This is a genomic window from Microbacterium sp. LWO14-1.2 (genome assembly GCF_038397715.1).
Lineage (GTDB): Bacteria > Actinomycetota > Actinomycetes > Actinomycetales > Microbacteriaceae > Microbacterium.
Genome location: NZ_CP151633.1, coordinates 1,733,399 through 1,751,909, shown reverse-complemented (window position 1 = coordinate 1,751,909; position 18,511 = coordinate 1,733,399). Strand labels below are relative to the sequence as shown.

At 69.0% G+C, this 18,511-nt stretch carries 19 protein-coding genes; 9 read left to right on the top strand and 10 right to left on the bottom strand.

The window, feature by feature from the left end; genetic code table 11:
* Positions 1 to 45: 45 nt before the first annotated feature.
* Entirely contained in the window at positions 46 to 507 is a 462-nt protein-coding gene (locus MRBLWO14_RS08470) for a hypothetical protein (RefSeq protein ID WP_341936013.1), read from the bottom strand.
* On the bottom strand, positions 504 to 1,136 hold the full coding sequence (locus tag MRBLWO14_RS08465; protein WP_341936012.1) for a sigma-70 family RNA polymerase sigma factor: 633 nt from the start codon (positions 1,134 to 1,136) through the stop codon (positions 504 to 506). Before MRBLWO14_RS08465 ends, MRBLWO14_RS08470 begins: the two co-directional genes overlap by 4 nt.
* A gap of 85 nt (positions 1,137 to 1,221) precedes the next feature.
* On the opposite strand from MRBLWO14_RS08465, the gene MRBLWO14_RS08460 reads away from it, so the two are divergent.
* A complete protein-coding gene (locus tag MRBLWO14_RS08460; RefSeq protein ID WP_341936181.1) occupies positions 1,222 to 1,467 on the top strand; it encodes a hypothetical protein in 246 nt (81 codons plus the stop codon).
* A gap of 12 nt (positions 1,468 to 1,479) precedes the next feature.
* Here the strand turns inward: MRBLWO14_RS08460 and MRBLWO14_RS08455 are convergent, their stop codons facing one another.
* Positions 1,480 to 2,775 (bottom strand): MFS transporter, encoded by a 1,296-nt coding sequence (locus MRBLWO14_RS08455; RefSeq protein ID WP_341936011.1) that lies wholly within the window; start codon positions 2,773 to 2,775, stop codon positions 1,480 to 1,482.
* Between the two features lie 75 nt (positions 2,776 to 2,850).
* On the opposite strand from MRBLWO14_RS08455, the gene MRBLWO14_RS08450 reads away from it, so the two are divergent.
* Positions 2,851 to 3,432: a helix-turn-helix domain-containing protein gene (locus MRBLWO14_RS08450; RefSeq protein WP_341936010.1), complete on the top strand. Its 582-nt coding sequence runs from the start codon at positions 2,851 to 2,853 to the stop codon at positions 3,430 to 3,432.
* A gap of 15 nt (positions 3,433 to 3,447) precedes the next feature.
* Here MRBLWO14_RS08450 and MRBLWO14_RS08445 read toward each other — a convergent pair whose 3' ends face one another.
* From MRBLWO14_RS08445 to MRBLWO14_RS08430, 4 genes are all read right to left on the bottom strand, one after another.
* Positions 3,448 to 4,557, bottom strand: a complete 1,110-nt coding sequence (locus tag MRBLWO14_RS08445; RefSeq protein ID WP_341936009.1) for an aromatic acid exporter family protein — start codon at positions 4,555 to 4,557, stop codon at positions 3,448 to 3,450.
* 227 nt (positions 4,558 to 4,784) lie between these two features.
* A complete protein-coding gene (locus tag MRBLWO14_RS08440) occupies positions 4,785 to 5,471 on the bottom strand; it encodes a hypothetical protein (RefSeq protein ID WP_341936008.1) in 687 nt (228 codons plus the stop codon).
* A complete protein-coding gene (locus MRBLWO14_RS08435) occupies positions 5,471 to 6,382 on the bottom strand; it encodes an ABC transporter ATP-binding protein (protein WP_341936007.1) in 912 nt (303 codons plus the stop codon). The genes MRBLWO14_RS08440 and MRBLWO14_RS08435 overlap by 1 nt, the downstream gene beginning before the upstream one ends.
* Positions 6,379 to 6,759 carry a GntR family transcriptional regulator gene (locus MRBLWO14_RS08430; protein ID WP_251584766.1) on the bottom strand — a complete coding sequence of 127 codons (381 nt, stop codon included), beginning with the start codon at positions 6,757 to 6,759 and terminating at the stop codon, positions 6,379 to 6,381. The genes MRBLWO14_RS08435 and MRBLWO14_RS08430 overlap by 4 nt, the downstream gene beginning before the upstream one ends.
* Before the next feature lie 409 nt (positions 6,760 to 7,168).
* On the opposite strand from MRBLWO14_RS08430, the gene MRBLWO14_RS08425 reads away from it, so the two are divergent.
* Complete coding sequence (locus tag MRBLWO14_RS08425; protein WP_341936006.1) at positions 7,169 to 7,588, top strand: hypothetical protein; 420 nt, start codon at positions 7,169 to 7,171, stop codon at positions 7,586 to 7,588.
* Positions 7,570 to 8,280, top strand: a complete 711-nt coding sequence (locus MRBLWO14_RS08420) for a hypothetical protein (RefSeq protein ID WP_341936005.1) — start codon at positions 7,570 to 7,572, stop codon at positions 8,278 to 8,280. The genes MRBLWO14_RS08425 and MRBLWO14_RS08420 overlap by 19 nt, the downstream gene beginning before the upstream one ends.
* Positions 8,281 to 8,778: 498 nt before the next feature.
* Here the strand turns inward: MRBLWO14_RS08420 and MRBLWO14_RS08415 are convergent, their stop codons facing one another.
* Genes MRBLWO14_RS08415 through MRBLWO14_RS08405 form a run of 3 tightly spaced genes read right to left on the bottom strand, consistent with a single transcriptional unit; the run spans position 8,779 to position 11,837 of the window.
* The gene (locus tag MRBLWO14_RS08415) at positions 8,779 to 9,489 is read right to left on the bottom strand and encodes an FCD domain-containing protein (protein WP_341936004.1); all 711 of its coding nucleotides are present in this window, start codon (positions 9,487 to 9,489) and stop codon (positions 8,779 to 8,781) included.
* A gap of 49 nt (positions 9,490 to 9,538) precedes the next feature.
* Entirely contained in the window at positions 9,539 to 11,008 is a 1,470-nt protein-coding gene (locus MRBLWO14_RS08410; RefSeq protein ID WP_341936003.1) for an APC family permease, read from the bottom strand.
* 49 nt (positions 11,009 to 11,057) lie between these two features.
* Entirely contained in the window at positions 11,058 to 11,837 is a 780-nt protein-coding gene (locus MRBLWO14_RS08405; RefSeq protein ID WP_341936002.1) for a carbon-nitrogen hydrolase family protein, read from the bottom strand.
* 319 nt (positions 11,838 to 12,156) lie between these two features.
* Between MRBLWO14_RS08405 and MRBLWO14_RS08400 the strand changes: the two genes are divergently transcribed.
* From MRBLWO14_RS08400 to MRBLWO14_RS08380, 5 genes are all read left to right on the top strand, one after another.
* The gene (locus MRBLWO14_RS08400; RefSeq protein WP_341936001.1) at positions 12,157 to 13,299 is read left to right on the top strand and encodes a methyltransferase; all 1,143 of its coding nucleotides are present in this window, start codon (positions 12,157 to 12,159) and stop codon (positions 13,297 to 13,299) included.
* Positions 13,300 to 13,653: 354 nt separating this feature from the next.
* Positions 13,654 to 14,970: a glycine betaine/L-proline ABC transporter ATP-binding protein gene (locus tag MRBLWO14_RS08395; RefSeq protein WP_341936000.1), complete on the top strand. Its 1,317-nt coding sequence runs from the start codon at positions 13,654 to 13,656 to the stop codon at positions 14,968 to 14,970.
* Positions 14,970 to 15,926, top strand: coding sequence for an ABC transporter permease subunit (locus MRBLWO14_RS08390; RefSeq protein ID WP_341935999.1), 957 nt, complete (start codon positions 14,970 to 14,972; stop codon positions 15,924 to 15,926). Before MRBLWO14_RS08395 ends, MRBLWO14_RS08390 begins: the two co-directional genes overlap by 1 nt.
* A complete protein-coding gene (locus MRBLWO14_RS08385) occupies positions 15,919 to 16,842 on the top strand; it encodes a glycine betaine ABC transporter substrate-binding protein (RefSeq protein WP_341935998.1) in 924 nt (307 codons plus the stop codon). The genes MRBLWO14_RS08390 and MRBLWO14_RS08385 overlap by 8 nt, the downstream gene beginning before the upstream one ends.
* A 198-nt stretch (positions 16,843 to 17,040) precedes the next feature.
* Complete coding sequence (locus MRBLWO14_RS08380; protein ID WP_341935997.1) at positions 17,041 to 18,507, top strand: lipase maturation factor family protein; 1,467 nt, start codon at positions 17,041 to 17,043, stop codon at positions 18,505 to 18,507.
* Positions 18,508 to 18,511 lie beyond the last annotated feature (4 nt).

The window sequence follows — 18,511 nt, the reverse complement described above, 5'->3', positions numbered from 1 at the left end:
CTGTGCGGGCGGGCCCGCGGTGTGTGCGGGCGGACCCGCGGTGGATCACAACTCGAACTGCGGTGTCGACAGCGTGCGTTCCTCGTCGCCGACCGTGGTGGTGAGGCGCACGCGGGTGAACCCGTCTGGCACCTCGTCGAACGTGAAGCGCCCGGTCTCGTTGGGCGTGACGCTGCGGACGCGGTCGCCCTGGGCGAGCTCGACCACCGCGGCCGCCGTGTCGACCCACCCGTCGATGCGGTGGCGGTCGCTCGCCGTGCGGGTCACGTGCAGCAGGATGCTCGTCGTGCCGTCGCTGAACTGCAGGGTGAGCGCGTCGGTGCCGCTGCGCACCGCGCCGAGCGGCTGTTCGACGAGGGTCAGCAGCGCGTACTCCTCGCTGAGGCCCTCGGCGGCGACGGCCGCGATCATCCGGTCGATGAGCGTCGCCGGCATCGGATCGACGTCGCGCCAGAGCGCGCGCAGCTGCGCGAAGAGCGCAGCATCCTCCTGATCGTGCTCGCTCACGGTGCGCCCTCGGTCCGCGTGGTCGGGGCGTCGAGCAGCGCGCGCAGCTTGGCGAGGCAGCGCTGCCGGGTGGGTCCGATGCTGCCGACGGGCATGGCGAGGTCGGCGGCCAGACGGGTGTAGTCGGGACGGTCCTCGAACGCGATCACGCGCAGGAGCCGCTGGCACCGGTCGGCGAGGAGGCGGACGGCCGCCCACAGGCGCCGGTTCTGATCGCCGGTCGCGGCGTGCTCCTCGGCGGATTCCTGCTCGGGGAGCAGGGCGTCGAGAGCATCCGTCTCGGTGGTGTCGATCCGTCCGTGCGCTTTGCCCGCCCGCCAGGCCTCTCGCCTCGCGGTGGTGGTGAGCCAGGCGGCGATCGCGCGCGACTCGGTGATCGAGCGCCCGCCGCGCACCAGCTGCATCCAGGTCGTCTGGATCACGTCCTCGGCGAGCGTGCGCTCGAGCCCGTAGGCACGCACGACGTGCCAGAGCACAGGCGTCATCAGCCGCACGAGGTCGTCCATCGCGCGGCTGTCGCCGTCCCGCCATGCGTCGAAGTATCCGGCGGCGAGCTTCCAGCGTGCCGCGCCGTCGTCCGGTGCAGGATCGAGGCCGGCTCCGGGTGGGCCGTCGATCATGAGACTCATTGTGATCACACCTATCAGGAGTGCGGCAAGAGGCTGCTGATACATGGACTCGGTCGATCTCCCGCACCGGGTCGTCGACGGGCCGATGTCGGGGAGCGGATACCGTGGAGAGGTGACCGTCCTCGCCGTCCTCCTGTTCCTCAACGCCGCCTTCAACGCCCTCGTCTGGCCGCGCTTCTACACCCGCATCGCGAAGGATCCCCGCGCTCGGGATGCCGCGGGCAAGCCCACGACCTTCCTCACCGTGCACGTGGTGCTGATCTCGATCGCCCTCGTGCTCGCCCTCGCCTCGGCGCTCGCCGGCATCGCGGCGCTGACCGGGTCCCTGTAGCGGCCGCCTCGGTCAGGCCGACTCGTACCTCTTGGCGTGCTCGGCCCACCGCGACTCGACCGGAAGGGCGCGCAGCGCGCGGTTGCCGACGGCGAGGGCGACGGATGCCAGGCACAGGCCGGCGCAGACGAGCAGCGTCCCCTCCCGTCCGAGCCAGGCGAGCCCGAAACCCGCGACGAGCGGGGCGAGAGGCAGCGCCCCCATCGCGAGCACCCCGGCCGCGCTGTTCGCCCGCCCGAGCAGTCGGCTCGGCGTCGCCACCATGAAGTAGCCCATCATCCCGGCGTTGAGTGCGGGCAGCAGCAGCACCGATGCCCCGAGCACCGCCACGATCCCCCAGGGCTGATCGACCCAGCACAGCACGACGGTGCCGACCGTCGCCGTCGCCAGACCCGCGATGGCGATCGCGCCCGCGCCGAACCGCGGCACGAGAAGGGGAGCGACGATGGCCCCGCCCAGCATGATCGCCCCGACGGCCGCCCCGAGGGTGCCGATCAGGACTTCGGAGTGACCGGCCTGCTGCAGCGCGTAGATGACGGTCGTGATCGCGGCGTTGAACCCGAGGTTGATCACGGTGACGGTGAGCAGCACGCCACCGAGATCGGGCCGAGACAGCAGCCAGGAGAACCCCTCGCGCAGCTCGCTCCACGCGCTCGCGGGGGTGGCGGGCGCGTCGCCCTCGCGGTCGTCGAGCTCGGCAGGGGGATCGGATGCCGCGGGCTCGCCGCGCCGCAGCATCCACGCCGTCGCGCCGGCGACGAACTGGCAGAGCGTCATCGCCGCGCCGATCGCCCAGCCGCCCAGGCTCAGGAGCAGCCCGCCGAGGGGGCCTCCGGCGAGCTGCAGCGCGGCGTCACGGCCCTGGTTCGCGGCCTGAGCCCTGCCCATGGCGTCGTCGGGCACGATCTCCTTGATCGCGCTCTCGCCGGCGACGTCGAAGACGCCGCTGCGCGCGGCGAGCAGCACGTTGGCGATGAGCAGGGTCGTGAAGGTCAGCGCATCGGCGAGCGCGAGCACGGTGAACGCGCCGGCGAGCAGCACGCCGAGGAGCGATCCGACGATCATGAGGTCGATGCGTGCGTGCCGGTCGGCGAGGATTCCGCCGGCGAGGGTGAAGACGACCTTCGCGACCATGCCGGCACCGCCGATGATGCCGGCCTGGGCGGGGTCGTCGGTGACGATCAGCGCGAGTAGCGGGACCGCGAATCCGAACAGGGCGGCGGCGAGTCCCTTGCTGGTGTCGCTCGCGAGCCAGATGAGATAGCGCGGGCTGCGCCAGAGGCTCGAGGGGGTCGTCGCAGTGGTCATGAGCGCCAGCGTAGAAGGCCACCGAGAATTGCGCAATATTTCTTGCGCAACTTTCCGTGCGCGTATGATCGGACCATGACCGGAGGAGCGCAGGGGGACGATCCCGTGTGGATGACCTCCGCCATGCTCAAGGCCTACGCGCACCCCCTCCGCCGGCGGATTCTCAAGCTCCTCGCCCGCCACGACCACATGCGCGCCGCCGACATCGCGGCCGAGCTCGACGTGCCGGCGAACCGCGTGAGCTTCCATCTGCGCACCCTCGCCGACGCCGCCCTCATCACCGAAGCCCCCGAGCACGCCCGCGACCGCCGCGACCGGGTCTGGACGGCCGTGCGAGGAGCCATGAGCGTCGGCGACCCCGACCATCCGGTGGCCGACGAGGAGCTCGGCGGAGCGGTCGTGCAGGCCGTCGCCGCAGAGCACCAGGACCTGCTCCAGCGCGTCGTCGCGTGGGCGCCGGAGTACTACGGCGGTCGCTCGCCCGGGATCCGCGCCGTGTTCCAGCAGCGCACCACACGGCTCACCGAGGCCGAGTTCGAGGCGCTCCTGCACGAGTTCGACGAGGCGTTCGAACGGGCAGAGGCCGCCCATGACGAGAACGACCCCGACGGCCGCTTCTGGCAGGTCGACATCGTCGCCGCCGACGACACGATCTGAGCAGGAGGCCCCGGCTCAGTCGTCCGACTCGTCCCTGGCACCGCTCACGATGAGGATGCGGCGCAGATGCATGGCCGACAGCACGCCCGTGCCCATGGTGCTGCCGACGTCGATCGTGCGGTCGTCGACCCGCTCGAGCAGCAGGCGGATCGCGCGCGCGGCCTCGCCGCGGAGGCGGTGGGCGTCGGCCGTCGTCGGATCGTCGACGGCGATCGCGTCCGCGACGGCATGGCAGGCAGCCGACAGCGGCTCGGGCAGCTCGGGGTCGAGGCCGAGCGAGCCGGGGCGATCCCAGATCGTGTCGGCTGTCGCGTCGGCGATGTCGCGGATCAGGTGCGCGATGCGGTCGAGTCGTCGCAGATCCTCGTGGATGTGCTGCGTCTCGCCCCGACGCCCTCGCGCGCGGGGGTTCACGCGCCGGCTGTCGTCGGCCTCGGCGAGCGCGGTGCGCAGCGACGCCGTCGTGTCGGCGAGCGACGCGGCATCCTCCGCCCACTGCTCGTGCTCCGGCGGCCACGACTCCGTGATCGCGTAGCCGATGTCGTGCAGGTGGTCGCTGAGCTGCCGTCGGAATGCGTCGACGCGCGCGGCCGCGACGAGAGTGGTGGGCGCGGGGGCGATCACGACGTTGACGATCAAGCCGACGACCACGCCGACCGCCATCTGGGCGAGGTATCCGAGCGAGTAGTCGTCGGCATCCTGACCTCCGACGATGAGCACGAAGAGGGCGGCGATCGGGACGTACTCCTTGCCGACGCCGAACCAGCCCGTTCCCGACAGCAGCACGCCGACGCCGACGACCACCGGGATGGTCCACCACGTGGGGCCCACCGTGAGCACGACGACCGTGGCGAGGCCGATGCCCGCGACGAGGCCGAGCAGGGTCTGCAGGCCCGACCGCACCGAGCCCATCAGCGTCGGATACATGCTCACGAGCGCGCCGAGCGGGGCGTAGTACGGGTACTCGTCGGTGACGCCGGGCATGTGCGGGGCGATCCACCAGGCCAGTCCCACGGCGAGCGCGGTCTTCGCCACGAGCAGCAGGCGCGCGGGCTGCACGGCCTGGCGCAGCGACTCCACGATCGCCGGTCGACGTTCGCGGATTCGCGAGCGGATCTTCGTCACGGCATCCTCTCGATCGTCCTCCCCGCATGCCGACGCTAGTCGCTCGCCCCGCGCCGTCGAACGGGGTTGCCTCCCCGGTGCGGGCCGGGTAGGGGGACCCGGCTGTAGCCGCTCGCGCAGTTCGGGGGCCGACACGCCGGATGTCGGACGGATGCCGCGAAGCAGTCCGCCGTGTGGCGTGTCGGCCCCCGAGGCGGGTCAGCCGGCGGGACGGGAGAAGCCCGGAGTCAGGGCTTCGCCCTCCGGAAAGCGAGGAACGAGACGACCGACAGCACGGCCACGATCACGAGTCCCCACAGCGCGAGGCCGAGGGCGCCGAGGTCGCCGATCCCGCGTGCGACCTCCAGCCACAGCTCCAGTCGGGTCACCAGGAACACGAGCGCGAGGAGCACGAGCGCGAGACCGACTCCCACGACGGTGAGCACCACCGGCCCCCAGCTCTTGAAGATCGTCGCGCCCGTGAAGCCGAGCATGAAGAGGAACAGGGCGAGGGTGAAGAACACCACGAACGCGCCGGCCGGTCCCGCCTCCCACAGCCACGGCAGATGGAAGACGTACCCGTTCACGCCGTAGCCGTTCGTCGCGAGCTCGATCGCCCCGCCCAGCAGGAAGACCAGGCTCAGCAGCGCGCTGCCGAGGATCGCTGTCGCGAGGGTGCCGAGGAAGAACTCCCTCCTCGTGATGCTCATGGCCTGCGAGAACGGGAAGGTGAGGGTCATCGCCGAGATCCCGATCGCGAAGAAGTACCAGAGCGGGGCCTGCCCGCCACCGCCGTACTTCGGGCCGTCGACCGGGATCATCGCGTAGATGAGCACCGAGATGACGACGGCGGAGCCGAGCACGATCAGCGGAACCCAGATGAACGTCTGGCGGTTGATCAGCTGCAGGCGGATGACGTTGAGTGTGCGTCGCATCAGCGGACTCCTTCCTTCACGGCGGCGTCTTTCGTCGCGGATTCCGCCTTCTGCGTGAGGCGGACGATCAGCTGCTGCAGCGAGACGGGAGCCAGATCGAGACCGGATGCCGAGATCTCGGCCCGCTCGGCGGGCGACACGTGTCCGAGCACGGTGATCGACGCCACGCGGCCGAGCGACTCACGGTGCAGCACCTCGCGGCCGGATGCCCAGGCGTCGACCTTCTCCGCGTCGCCGACGACGGTCACGGCGCGGTCGCGCACGGCATCCGTGTCCTCCTCGAGGAGGATTCGACCGTTGTCGATCACGATGACCTTCTCGATGAGGTTCGAGACCTCGTCGATGAGGTGCGACGACAGGATGATCGTGCGCGGATGCTCGGCGTAGTCCTCGAGCAGGCGGTCGTAGAAGATCTGCCGCGCCACCGCATCGAGACCCAGGTACGGCTCGTCGAAGAACGTCAGCTCGGCGCGGGAGGCGAGCCCGATGATGACTCCGACGGCCGAGAGCTGCCCGCGAGACAGCTTCTTGATCGTCTGCTTCATCGGGAGCTGGAACTGCTCGATCAGCTCGTCGGCCAGCTGCTGGTCCCAGTTGCGGAAGAACAGGCTCGCGGCCTTGAACGCGTGACGCGGATACGCGTCGTCCGGGTACTTCTGACTCTCGCGCACGAAGCAGATCCGGTCGAGCACGTGCGCGTTCTCGTACGGGTGCTCGCCGAAGACCCTGACGTCGCCGGAACTGGCGAAGTTCTGCGCGGTGAGGATCGACATGAGAGTGGTCTTGCCCGCGCCGTTGCGGCCGAGGAGCCCGTAGATCGAGCCCGCCTCGAGACGCAGCGACACGTTGTCGAGAGCATGCTTGTCCTTGTAGCGCTTGGTGAGGTTCTGCACCTCGATGACGGCGGTCATGCGGGGTTCTTCCCTTCTGTGGAGGCCGCCCGCTCGGTCAGCAGGGCGGCGAGGTCGGTGGCGCTGAGGCCCAGGGTGCGGGCCTCGGCGAGGAGCGGGTCGAGGTAGCGGTCGGCGAACGCGGCCCGGCGCTCGCCGAGCACGATCTCCCGCGCGCCTTCGGCGACGAACATGCCGATGCCGCGGCGCTTGTACAGCACTCCCTTGTCGGTGAGCATGGCGACTCCCTTCGCTGCCGTGGCGGGATTGATCCGGTAGAAGCCGGCGAGTTCGTTGGTCGAAGGCGCCTTGGTCTCCTCCGCGAGCGAGCCGTCGATGATCGAGTCCTCGATCTGCTCGGCGATCTGGAGGAAGAGCGGCTTGCCTTCTTCGATCACGAGTCCTCCGCGCGGTGGTTGATGGGTTAGTTACTCGACTAGGTAACCACTGAACCTGGCGTGTGTCAACCACACGTTCGCGGGACTGTTCTGCCCGGGCGCCGGCACGCCCGGACTCGTCGGAACTGGCGCGATGAGAGCATCCTCAGGGAGCGCTCGGGTGCCGATCTCGTCGGTGTTTGCCACCCCTTGGTACAGCGACGTGCGGAGCGTCGGACGCCTCCCTTACCGCAGATGTTGTCGGGGCAGGGGTGTCGTATCCATTCCCCCCATGTCACAGGTGCCGGTGTGCTCTCACTGTCGATCGGTATATTCCGCGCTCGGCCCTGGCATCTTTCGCCGACGACAGGCACTATTTGTTCGGGAGTAAAAACTGGATTAGGCAGCAGAGGCCCGAAAGGTAATACCGATGACCGATAAAGAATCGAATCCACCAAAAAGGCGGCTACGAGGAATCAACAAGACCGTTGTCGCTGCGAGCCTTGCTCTGGCGTTGGGCTTCTCGGTCGCGCCGACTGTCGCCTTCGCCGGGGACGTCTGGTACGCCAAGGGCCTCGCGCGATTCGAGGACCAGAAAGCCTTGTCCAAGCAGGTGACCCTCACTGGCGCTAGAGGTGGCGCCGCTTCGAACTACATGAGGTTTCACCTAGTCAACACGTACTCGTATCAGGCGCAGATCGCGAGTTCCGTTGTCGACGGAGTAGCTACCGCCTTCAGCCATGCGAGGGTAACGAAGGCCTTCAGCAACTGCTGGTGGGAGTGGCCTGACGGCGATCTCCCCAAGGCGAACGACCAGAGGATCGGAGTATCGTGCGCGTACACGAATTGAGTTCAGGTTCGCCCCGTAAGCGGATCCTCGGCGCCAGTGTCGTGGTGCTTGCGGCAGTGGGCGGAGTCGGCCTCGGTATCGCCGCCGTCGGCGCAGCGAACGCGACCCAGGAGCCCGATGTCGACGCCGTCGAGGTCGTTGACGAGCTTGCTGATGCGGCGTCGGCAGAAGACATCTTGCCGACCGACATCGATCTGGAATCGATGGATGACAGTATCGAAGATTCGAGCATTCGATTGGTTGGCGAGGACCAGACCTCGTCATACTGGATGAGCACGAATGAAGACGGTGACATTTGCCTTATCACCGATTTCGTGCAGGGTGTCTCTGCGATGGCATGCGCGGATCCTGCAGTTCTTCAAGAAAAGGGCATGAGTTGGTCACTTGCGGGTGACCCGAAAGCCGAGGGGTATCGGGCGATCGTCGCTTTGGTGCTGCCCGACTCCGCGGAAACTGATGACATCGAGGTGAGGTCTGCGACCTCGGGGGCTGAGCTTTCAGGCCGCGCCGCGGATGCAGAAGTGTCGTCGACCTGGACCGAAGTGTCACCCAATCTGCTGGTCGCGGACGCCGCGGACGTCGACCCGGCTCTCGAATTTGTCATCCCCCAAAACACCGCCGAGGCACCGGATGGGGCTAGCGATGCCAAGATCTCTTACGCATTTGACCCCGCATCGGTGCCCCAGCTTTGACGACAAGATCTCGTCCATACATTCTGCTTGCCCCCGCCGCTCTTATTCTCGCGCTGGGGGTAAGCGGGTGCGTTGGAACCGGAGAAGGATATTCGGACCTGTCCGGCAAAGCCGATACTGAGATTCCCGCTCCCGGCGGCCTGCCGAGCAACGCACTCAACGGCTTCGATGTCGACACGATTCGATGGGTCGGCTCGAGCCACGAGTCGAACGTTTGGCTCGCACGCGGTCAACAGCACCCCGTCTGTTTTCTCGCCTACTCCCACTCCGAATGGATCAGCGGTTGCGGCAGTGATGGCATGTACAGCCTCGGAAGACACACCTATTGGATTGTTCCCGACGGGGGGACTGCACCGCGTGGTGCAGTGCCGATCTCACAGAACGTGTACGGCTCGAAGTGAACCGTGCGCGTGGCGCTGAACAATCTCCTGGGAGGTCGTGCCGGAGAGCCCGGGCTCCCCGCGGTCGTCGAGCGAGCGGAGCGAGACGAGATGCGCGTCAGGCGCGGGGGTGGCCGACGTACATCGACCCGTGCAGCTCGGCGACGTGGTCGAACGCCAGACGGCTCGCCGCTCCGGCATCCCGAGCGCGGAGCGCGTCGACGAGGCGGGCGTGCTCCTCGTTCGACTCCCGCAGATAGTCGATGCGGTACGGGATGAAGTAGGCGTAGAGCTCGTGCGAGACGCGATGATGCAGGTCGGCGGCGCCGGCCGCTCCGCCCATCGTCGCGAGCTCCTCATGGAACGCGGCGTCCGCCGTGCGGAACCCCGTCCAGTCCGCCGCCGAGCGCATCTCGTCGACCAGGGCGTCGAGGCGCGCGAGCGCCGACTCCTCGGGTGTGGCGCTCGCGATCGCCGCGAGACCCGCCTCGAGCGCGGCGCGCTGGTCGATGAGGGCGTGCACGTGCGCGGCATCCGCCCGATACGCGTCGATCTCGCCGACCGTGCCGAGCGCCGGCGCATCCGCGATGAAGGTGCCGCCCGCATGGCCTTTGCGCCGCACGACCACGCCCTCCGCGCTCAGAGCACGGTAGGCGCGGCGCACGGTCATCTCGCTGACCTCGAACGCGCGGGCGGTGTCGTCCGTGCCGGGCAGCCGCTGGCCCGGCACGAGCATCCCGAGCTCGACGGCCAGGGATATCCGCGCACGCACGGTGTCGACGGCGGTGGTGCGGCGGATCGCGCCGAGCGCCGGAGAGGCCAGGTCCATGGTGCGTCCTCGTCTCGGGTCGGCGCCGGCGCCGGCGGCGCGGCCCGCCTCAGCTCGTCGCGCGTTCCTCGGCGCGACCCGGTGCGGCGGACTCCTCGACGAGCTCGGCGTCGAGGCGGAACCGCCTGCCCCACACGATACCGACGACCATCGCGACCACGGGGATCAGTGCGAGCACGGTGCTCACGGCGACGCTGCCCCCGGTCACGAGCGTGAAGTTCGACAGCACGAGCCACAGCGCGAACGCCAGTCCGACGACCGACAGGATCGGGAAGACGCGCGCCTTCACCGACCGACCGGATGCCAGCTCGGGGCGTCGTGCGAAGAACACGAGCACGGCGATCGAGGTCGTCAGCATGAGCAGCACCATGCCGACCGTCGCGACCCCCGCCATCGAGCCGAACACCCCGACGAGCGGGTCGAGGCCGAGCAGCGCGAGAGCGGCCAGCACGACAGCGGCGGTGATCGTCTGCACGATCGACGAGAACGCCGGGGAGTGGTGGGTGGCGTGACGGCGTCCGAGACGGGCGGGCAGCACCGCCTTGTGCGCGAGCGTGAACTGGTAGCGGGCGATCACGTTGTGGAACGAGAGCACGCAGGCGAACAGGCTCGTGATGAGCAGCACCTGCACGATGTCGCGCAGGATCGGTCCGAGGTACTGGGTCGTGGTGTCGAGCAGCAGATTGCCCTCACCGGCAAGGGTCTGCTGCGCCACGGCGACCGCGTTGCTCGCCCCGACACCCGTGACGAGCGCCCAGCACGAGATGGCGTAGAAGACGCCGATGATGATGACCGCGAGGTACGTCGCGCGGGGGATGGTGCGCTCGGGCGACCGGGCCTCGTCGCGGAAGACGGCCGTCGCCTCGAATCCGATGAACCCGGTGAGAGCGAACAGCACGGCCACGCCGATGCCGCCCGTGAAGACGTTCGCGGGATCGAAGGTCTCGAGCGCGATGCCCTCGGCACCGCCGGTGGCGAAGATGACGACGTCGAGCACGACGACGACGAGGATCTCGAGGGCGAGCGCGATGCCCAGCACCTTGGCGCTCAGCTCGATGTGTCGGTATCCGAGCACGGCCACGATCGCCATGGTCGCGAACGAGTACAGCCACCACGGCAGGCTCGGCCCGCCGAAGAACGTCACGAGGTCGTCGACCGCCCACCCCATGTACCCGTACACGCCGACCTGGATCGCGGTGTACGCGACGAGCGCGGTGAACGCCGAGCCGAGTCCGAACCGCGATCCGAGTCCGGCTGTCACATACGAGAAGAACGCGCCGGCCTCCTTCACGAACGGAGTCATCGTGACGAATCCGACGGAGAACACGAGCAGGATGACGGCCGCGAGCGCGAAGCCGATCGGGGCGCCGGCGCCGTTGCCTGAGCCGATCGCGATGGGCACGTTGCCGCCGATCACGGTGAGGGGAGCGGCGGCGGCGATCACCATGAAGACGATCGCGCCGGTGCCGAGCTGGCCGTCGAGGCGCTGGCGCGGCTCGGCGAGAGGGGAGACGGTCATGTGGTCTCTTTCGACGAGCATCCGGAGGGGGATGCGGGAGAGGAGGGGGTCAGTACAGATCGGTGCGGCGGTCGGCGAGGTACGGGTTCTCCCGTCGCGCGCGTCGCGTGGCCTCGGGATCGATCGTGGCGATCAGGAGGCCGGTGTCGGTGGGGCCGAGGGAGTCGAGCACGACGCCCTCGGGGGAGACGATGCTGCTGCGGCCGACATACGTCAGGTCGCCTTCGGTGCCGGTGCGGTTGACGTAGACGACGTGCACCTGGTTCTCCCACGCCCGCACGGGGATGAGCCGTTCGGCGATGTGCGCGTAGGGCTCCATCTGCGCGGTCGGGACGATGACGGCATCCGCCCCGCTGAGGGCCGCGGCGCGGACGGTCTCGGGGAACTCGACGTCGTAGCAGATGAGCACCGAGACCTTCACGCCGTCGATGTCGATCGTGGGCGGGAGGGTGTCGCCCGGCACGAAGAGGCTGCGATCGAGGTCGCCGAAGAGGTGGGTCTTGCGGTAGCGGAGCATCTCGGCCCCGCTCCGGTCGATCGCGACGAGGGAGTTCGTGATGCCGCCGTCGGGCAGCGTCTCCGGCAGGCCGGCGATGATCGCGATGCCTTCCGTGCGCGCGATCTCCGCGATCCGCTCGACGAGCTCGGGCACGGCGAGCGGGGCGAGCGCGTCGCCGATGTTGTAGCCGGTGACGAACATCTCGGGCGTGACGAGCAGGTCTGCTCCCCGCGACGCGGCATCGCGAGCCGCGTCGGCGATCACCGCGAGGTTCGCCTCGACATCGCCGGCGATGCCGTCGTGCTGCAGTCCGGCGATGGTCAGGGTCATGCGGGGGCTCCTCGGGTACGTCGTTGTGATCCATCTAATAGATCAATGTGATCCATTAGATGACCATTGTGTGACGATCGTGTTTCCCCCGCAAGAGGCGAGGGCCCGGAGATCCGCGGATGGTGCCGCGTTTCGTCTCGTCGCTGCGCTCCTCGCTCAACGACCGCGGGGAAGGAGCCTCCGGGTCGTCGAGCGAGCGAAGCCCCCGGGTCGTTGAGCGAGCGGAGCCCCCGGGTCGTTGAGCGAGCGAAGCGAGACGAAACGCGGTTCCGACCACAGATGCTCCGAGTCAAGCGACGCGCGCTCGTAGGGTGGATGGGTGGAGTTCTCCTACAGTCGCCTGCGTCGTCGCCCCGACGTCGAGGCCGACAACCTGCAGGCGTACGGCGCGACCGACCTGCTGCTCGTCGAGCGGGCGCTCTCCTCCGGCATCCCCGGCACGGAGATCGCGGTGATCGGCGACGAGTACGGAGCGATCACTCTGCCGCTGGTCGCGGCGGGGCTCGAGGGTGTCCGCGTGCATCAGGATCTCGCGTCCGGCCGTCGCGCGCTCGACCTCAACGCCAGCGACCTCGGACTCACGGGGTACGCGTCGCACGAGCTGGATGAGTCGCTGCTCGCGGGGGCGCGACTCGTGCTGCTGCAGCTGCCGAAATCGCTCGCCGAGCTCGAGGAGATCGCGGATGCCGTCGCGCGCCGGGCCGCGCCCGACGCGGTGCTCGTCGCGGGCGGCCGCGTCAAGCACATGACCCTCGCGCAGAACGATGTGCTCGCGCGCCGGTTCGCGGCCGTGCAGGCGCAGCGGGCGGAGCGGAAGTCCCGGCTCGTCGTCGCCTCGGAACCGCAGGATGCCGCGGGCGAGCCGCCCTTCCCCGTCGTCCGGCAGCATCACGGGCTCACGCTGGTCGCGCACGGCGGCGCCTTCGCCGGCGCGAAGCTCGACATCGGCACCCGGGTGCTGCTCGACGTGCTCGGCCTGGACCAGAAGGGCCTCGGTTCGGTCGGCGACCCCGACGATGCGGGCGCGTCCGCGACGGTCGTGGACCTCGGCTGCGGCACCGGCGCGCTCGCCGTGTCGTACGCGCTCGCGCACCCTTCGGCCCGCGTGATCGCGACCGACCGCTCCGCCGCGGCGGTCGCCTCGGCGCGGGCCACGGCCGCCGCGAACGGGGTGGCCGACCGGGTCGAGGTCATGCACGACGACGCGGCATCCGCACTCCCCGACGGGATCGCCGACGTCGTGCTGCTGAACCCGCCGTTCCACCTCGGCACGAGCGTCCACACGGGGGCGGCGACCCGGCTGTTCGGGGCCGCCGCGCGCATCCTCCGTCCCGGCGGCGAACTCCTCACGGTGTACAACTCGGCGCTGGGCTATCGCACGGAACTGACCCGCCTCGTCGGGCCGACCGAGCAGATGCACCGCACCCCGAAGTTCACGGTGACGCGCAGCATCCGCCGCTGACGGCGGGCCGGGGAAACGCCCGAGAAGCGGCGGGAGGCCCGTGTCCGAAAGCCGCGCAATCCCCCGGTCAGGTCGAGAAAGTCGAGCGCCCTCACAAACGCGGATTTGCCCCTGACCGGCCATTTCGTTACGTTGGTCTGTGGGCCTGACGGCCCGAAGACCAGTCCGCGACCGCGTCCTTCTTTCGAATGTGCTGTGCTGCGAAGAGGCGTGGGCGTACGGTCGATGCTCTATCGCGGTGGATCCGAAATCCGCCGTCCGCGCCGCCACAGCACCACGTCGAAACGGCCGGGAGCGTCACCCGGGCGTAACCGAAGCAGGCTCAGCCACCCGAAGGCGAGCCGCGGGGGAAACGTGTCCGAAATCGCTCTTGAAGCGCGCAATCTCTACAAGGTGTTCGGTCGGAATCCGAACCAGGCCGCTCGGCGCCTGAAGGCCGGCGAGAGCCGCATCGACGTCGCCGAGGCGGGAACAGCAGCCGTGATCGACGCCAGCTTCACCGTGAAGCGCGGCGAGATCTTCGTCATCATGGGCCTCTCCGGCTCCGGCAAGTCCACCATCATCCGGATGCTGAACGGTCTCCACGAGGCCACCGACGGTTCGGTGCTCGTCGGCGGAGACGCCATCACCGGCATCCCCGGTTCGCGCCTGCGCGAGATCCGCCGCGACCGCATCTCCATGGTGTTCCAGCACTTCGCGCTGCTGCCGCACCGCACGGTCGCCGCGAACGTCGCCTATCCGCTCGAGCTCAAGGGCGTCGGAAAGTCCGAGCGCCTCGCGAAGGCCGAGGAGATCCTGTCCCTCGTCGGCCTCGGGGGTCAGGCCGACAAGCTCCCGTCCGAGCTGTCGGGCGGAATGCAGCAGCGCGTCGGCATCGCCCGTGCGCTCGCCGCCGACACCGACATCCTCCTCATGGACGAGGCGTTCAGCGCCCTCGATCCGCTGATCCGCCGTGAGATGCAGGAGCAGCTGCTCGAGCTGCAGGAGAAGTTCCAGAAGACCATCGTGTTCATCACGCACGACCTCAACGAGGCCATGTTCCTCGGTGACCGCATCGCCGTGATGCGCGACGGCCGCATCGTGCAGATCGGCACGCCAGAGGACATCCTCACCGACCCGGCCAACGACTACGTCGAGCAGTTCGTGCAGGACGTCGACCGGGCCCGCGTGCTCACGGCCGGCAACGTCATGGAGCGCCCGCGCCCCGTCGTCGCCGAGACGGCCGGACCCCGCACGGCCCTCCGCCAGATGCGGGATGCCTTCATGTCGGCGACCTACGTCACGGGCCGCGACCGCAAGCTGCTCGGCATCGTCACCGACCGGGATGCCGTGAAGCTGGTGCGCAAGGGAATCACCACGCTCGAGTCGATCCTCAAGCCCGTGCCGCAGAGCGTCAGCGTCGATGAGGTCCTGATGAACCTCTTCGTGCCCTCGGTCGAGTCGCCGCTGCCGCTCGCGGTGGTCGACGCCGACGGACGCCTCGTCGGCGTCATCCCCCGCATCACCCTCCTCGCAGCCCTCGGCCCCGGACCCGGCGCGACCGGCGAGCTCACGCTCCCGCTGCTGCCCATGCCGCAGGCCGAGATCGACGCCGTGCTCGACGACGGATGGACCGCCGATCCGGGGGCCACGACGACAACGGGAACGCAGATGACAGGGGAGGTGCGCTGATGGACGGCTTCCGACTTCCTCTCGGGACCTGGGTCGCATCCGGCGTCGACTGGATCAAGACCAACCTCGACGGCCTCCTCGACGTGGTGTCGTTCGTCGTCACCTCGCTCGTGCAGGGCCTGACCTTCCTGCTGCTCCTGCCGTACTTCTACGTCGTGATCGTGATCGCCGCGCTCATCGCGTGGCTCGTGCGGTCGTGGCAGCTCGCGATCGGCACCGTGATCTCCTTCACGCTGATCGTCGCGATGGGCCTCTGGGTCCCCGCGATGCAGACGCTCGCCCTCGTGCTCGTCGCCGCGCTCGTCGCCGTGATCATCGCGATCCCTCTCGGCATCTGGTCGGCACGCAACGCCACCGTGCGGGCGGTGCTCAAGCCGATCCTCGACTTCATGCAGACGATGCCCGCGTTCGTGTACCTGATCCCGGCCATCGTGTTCTTCAGCATCGGCGTCGTGCCCGGACTCGTCGCGACCGTGATCTTCGCCCTGCCTCCCGGCGTGCGACTCACCGAACTCGGCATCCGCGGCGTCGACTCCGAGACCGTCGAGGCCGGACAGGCGTTCGGTGCGAAGCCGGGACAGATCCTGCGCGGCATCCAGCTCCCGCTCGCCATGCCGACGATCCTCGCCGGCGTCAACCAGGTCATCATGCTCGCCCTGTCGATGGCCGTCATCGCCGGCATGGCCGGGGCCGACGGGCTCGGCAAGATGGTCGTCGAGGCCATCTCCACCGTGAACATCGCCAAGGGCGTCGAGGCGGGTCTGGGAGTCGTGCTCATCGCCGTCTTCCTCGACCGTGTCACCGCGGCCCTCGGCACGCTCGGACGCAACCGCGGGTCGCTGCTCGCGCTGATCCGCGATCGCCGCGCGCAGCAGCGCACTGCCGCGATCGAGGCAGCGCCGGCATCCGCCCCGGCATCCGCGTCCGTCGAAGAGAAGGAGCTCCAGAATGCGTAATCGCAGGCTCATCACCGTCGCGGCGCTCGGCGCCGCGGCATCCCTCGCCCTCGCCGGGTGCGCGAGCGACGGCGCCGGCGGCACGATCGAACTCGCCGGTGGCGGGTCGGATGCCGCGGGCGGCGGCGACAAGGGCACGATCACCCTCGGCTTCCTGCCCTCGTGGACCGACGGCCTCAGCACCGCGTACCTGTTGCAGGATCAGCTCGAGAAGCTCGGGTACACCGTCGAGATGAACACCCTCACCGAGGCGGGGCCGCTGTACACGGGCCTCGCACAGGGCGACGTCGACATCTTCCCGTCGGCGTGGCCCGAGATCACCCACGCCGAGTACATGGCGACGTACGGCGACTCGATCGAAGACCTCGGCACGTACTACGACAACGCGAAGTTGACGATCGCGGTGCCCGAGTACACCGACATCGACTCGATCGACGAGCTCGCCGCCGCGAGCGACAGGTTCGGCGGCAGGATCTACGGCATCGAGCCGGGCGCCGGACTCACCGGGCAGACCCAGAAGATGATGCCCGAGTACGGTCTCGACGGCTACGAGCTCGTCACCTCGTCGACCGCCGCGATGCTCACCGAGTTGAAGTCGGCGACCGAGAACGAGAAAGACATCGTCGTGACGCTGTGGCGTCCGTTCTGGGCCAACGACGCGTACCCCGTGAAGGACCTCGAAGACCCGAAGGGCGCGATGGGCGAGGCCGAAGGACTGCACTTCCTCGGCACGAAGGGCTTCGCCGCGCAGCACCCCGAGGCCGCCGCGCTCATCGAGAAGATCCAGCTCGATGACGCCCAGTACGGTTCGCTCGAAGACCTCGTCGTGAACGAGTACGGCGAGGGGCGCGAGGCCGAGGCCATCGACGCATGGCTCGAAGAGCACGGCTCCGAGTTCGACTGGGTCGTCGACTGACCCGATCCTCAGCGCCTGACGCACGATGGGCGGGGATCCAGGACGGAGCCCCGCCCATCGCTGTCGGTGCTTCGGAAGGAGATCTCGCGTTCTGAAGGAGCGGCTACGCGTAGCCGTCCTTCATTGCGAGAGATCTCCTGCACAGCGTGCGGACGCAACCCCCTTCGACTCCGGAATCGCCGGACGTAGCCTGACCCCATGGACGGGTTCGCGGCGGTCGACTTCGGGTTCGCTCGCGAGGTGCTGCAGCGCGGCATCGCGGCGCTCTACCTCGTCGCGTTCGTCTCGACGCTGAACCAGTTCCGGCCGTTGCTCGGCGAGCGCGGGCTGCTCCCGGCGCCGGCGCTGCTCGACTGGGTCGGCGACGAACCGTCACGGCGGCGGATGCTGCATCCCACCCTCTTCCTGCGCATCCGCTACACCGATCGGCGCCTCGCTGGGCTGTGCTGGTGCGGCATCGCGATCGCGGGTCTGCTCGTGCTCGGCATCCCTCAGCTCGCTCCGCCGTGGGTGCCGATGGTCGCGTTCCTCGCCCTGTGGCTGGGGTACATGTCGGTCGTGAGCATCGGGCAGACGTTCTACTCGTTCGGGTGGGAGATGCTGCTGCTCGAGGCGGGGTTCCTCGCGGCGTTCCTCGGCTCGCACGACCAGCCGCCGCCGACCGTCGTGATCGTGCTGTTCTGGTGGCTGCTGTTCCGGGTCGAGTTCGGCGCGGGCATGATCAAGATCCGCGGCGGACGCGAATGGCGGGACCTCACCGCGCTCATGTACCACCACGAGACGCAGCCGATGCCGGGGCCGCTCAGCCGTCAGGCGCACCTGCTGCCGCGGTGGTTCCACCGCGCGGAGGTCGTCGGGAACCACGTCGCGCAGCTCGTCGTGCCGTTCTTCGTGTTCGCTCCGCTGCTGTCGACCTGGATGCCGGGGCCGGTTCCGCAGATCGTCGGCACGACCGCCGCGCTCATCATGATCGCGACGCAGCTGTGGCTCGTCGCGACCGGCAACTTCGCGTGGCTGAACTGGGTGACGATCGTGATCGCGTTCTCGGCGGTCGGGCTGCCGGGGGTGGGCGCGCCCGCCGGTGACGAGACCGATGCGCTGTGGCCCGGCATCCCCCTGTACTGGTTCGTGATCACGTCCGCCGTCGGCCTGCTGGTGATTGCGCTGAGCTGGCCCGCCCTGCGCAACCTCTTCGCGCGACGCCAGCTCATGAACGCGAGCTTCAACCGCTGGCAGATCGCCAACGCCTACGGCGCGTTCGGCACGGTCACGAAGGAGCGCATCGAGCTGGTCGTCGAGGGGTCGGCCGACGACGACGAGCTGCTGTGGCGCGAGTACGAGTTCAAGGGCAAGCCCGGTGATGTGCGGCGCGTGCCAGGTCAGTTCGCGCCGTACCACCTGCGGCTCGACTGGCTGATGTGGTTCCTGCCGCTCGGGCGCTCGCTCGACGACTGGTTCACGGTGTTCCTGCTGCGACTCCTCGAGGCGGACGCGCCGACGCTCGCCCTGCTGCGCTCCGATCCGTTCGAGGGGGAGCGGCCGCGGTGGGTGCGAGCGGTGTCGTACCGGTACCGCTTCGCGACCCGCGCCGAGCGGCAGGCGCACGGGGTGCGGTGGATGCGGACCCGTCAGGCCGTCGTGCTCGGTCCGCTCGGGCTGCGGTGAGGCC

Coding starts and splice junctions, on each gene's coding strand:
- MRBLWO14_RS08385 (WP_341935998.1), top strand. CDS start 15,919: ATGCGTAATCGCAGGCTCATCACCGTCGCGGCGCTCGGCGCCGCGGCA.
- MRBLWO14_RS08425 (WP_341936006.1), top strand. CDS start 7,169: ATGACCGATAAAGAATCGAATCCACCAAAAAGGCGGCTACGAGGAATC.
- MRBLWO14_RS08380 (WP_341935997.1), top strand. CDS start 17,041: ATGGACGGGTTCGCGGCGGTCGACTTCGGGTTCGCTCGCGAGGTGCTG.
- MRBLWO14_RS08465 (WP_341936012.1), bottom strand. CDS start 1,136: ATGAGTCTCATGATCGACGGCCCACCCGGAGCCGGCCTCGATCCTGCA.
- MRBLWO14_RS08450 (WP_341936010.1), top strand. CDS start 2,851: ATGACCGGAGGAGCGCAGGGGGACGATCCCGTGTGGATGACCTCCGCC.
- MRBLWO14_RS08390 (WP_341935999.1), top strand. CDS start 14,970: ATGGACGGCTTCCGACTTCCTCTCGGGACCTGGGTCGCATCCGGCGTC.
- MRBLWO14_RS08440 (WP_341936008.1), bottom strand. CDS start 5,471: ATGCGACGCACACTCAACGTCATCCGCCTGCAGCTGATCAACCGCCAG.
- MRBLWO14_RS08405 (WP_341936002.1), bottom strand. CDS start 11,837: ATGACCCTGACCATCGCCGGACTGCAGCACGACGGCATCGCCGGCGAT.
- MRBLWO14_RS08410 (WP_341936003.1), bottom strand. CDS start 11,008: ATGACCGTCTCCCCTCTCGCCGAGCCGCGCCAGCGCCTCGACGGCCAG.
- MRBLWO14_RS08460 (WP_341936181.1), top strand. CDS start 1,222: ATGTCGGGGAGCGGATACCGTGGAGAGGTGACCGTCCTCGCCGTCCTC.
- MRBLWO14_RS08415 (WP_341936004.1), bottom strand. CDS start 9,489: ATGGACCTGGCCTCTCCGGCGCTCGGCGCGATCCGCCGCACCACCGCC.
- MRBLWO14_RS08455 (WP_341936011.1), bottom strand. CDS start 2,775: ATGACCACTGCGACGACCCCCTCGAGCCTCTGGCGCAGCCCGCGCTAT.
- MRBLWO14_RS08435 (WP_341936007.1), bottom strand. CDS start 6,382: ATGACCGCCGTCATCGAGGTGCAGAACCTCACCAAGCGCTACAAGGAC.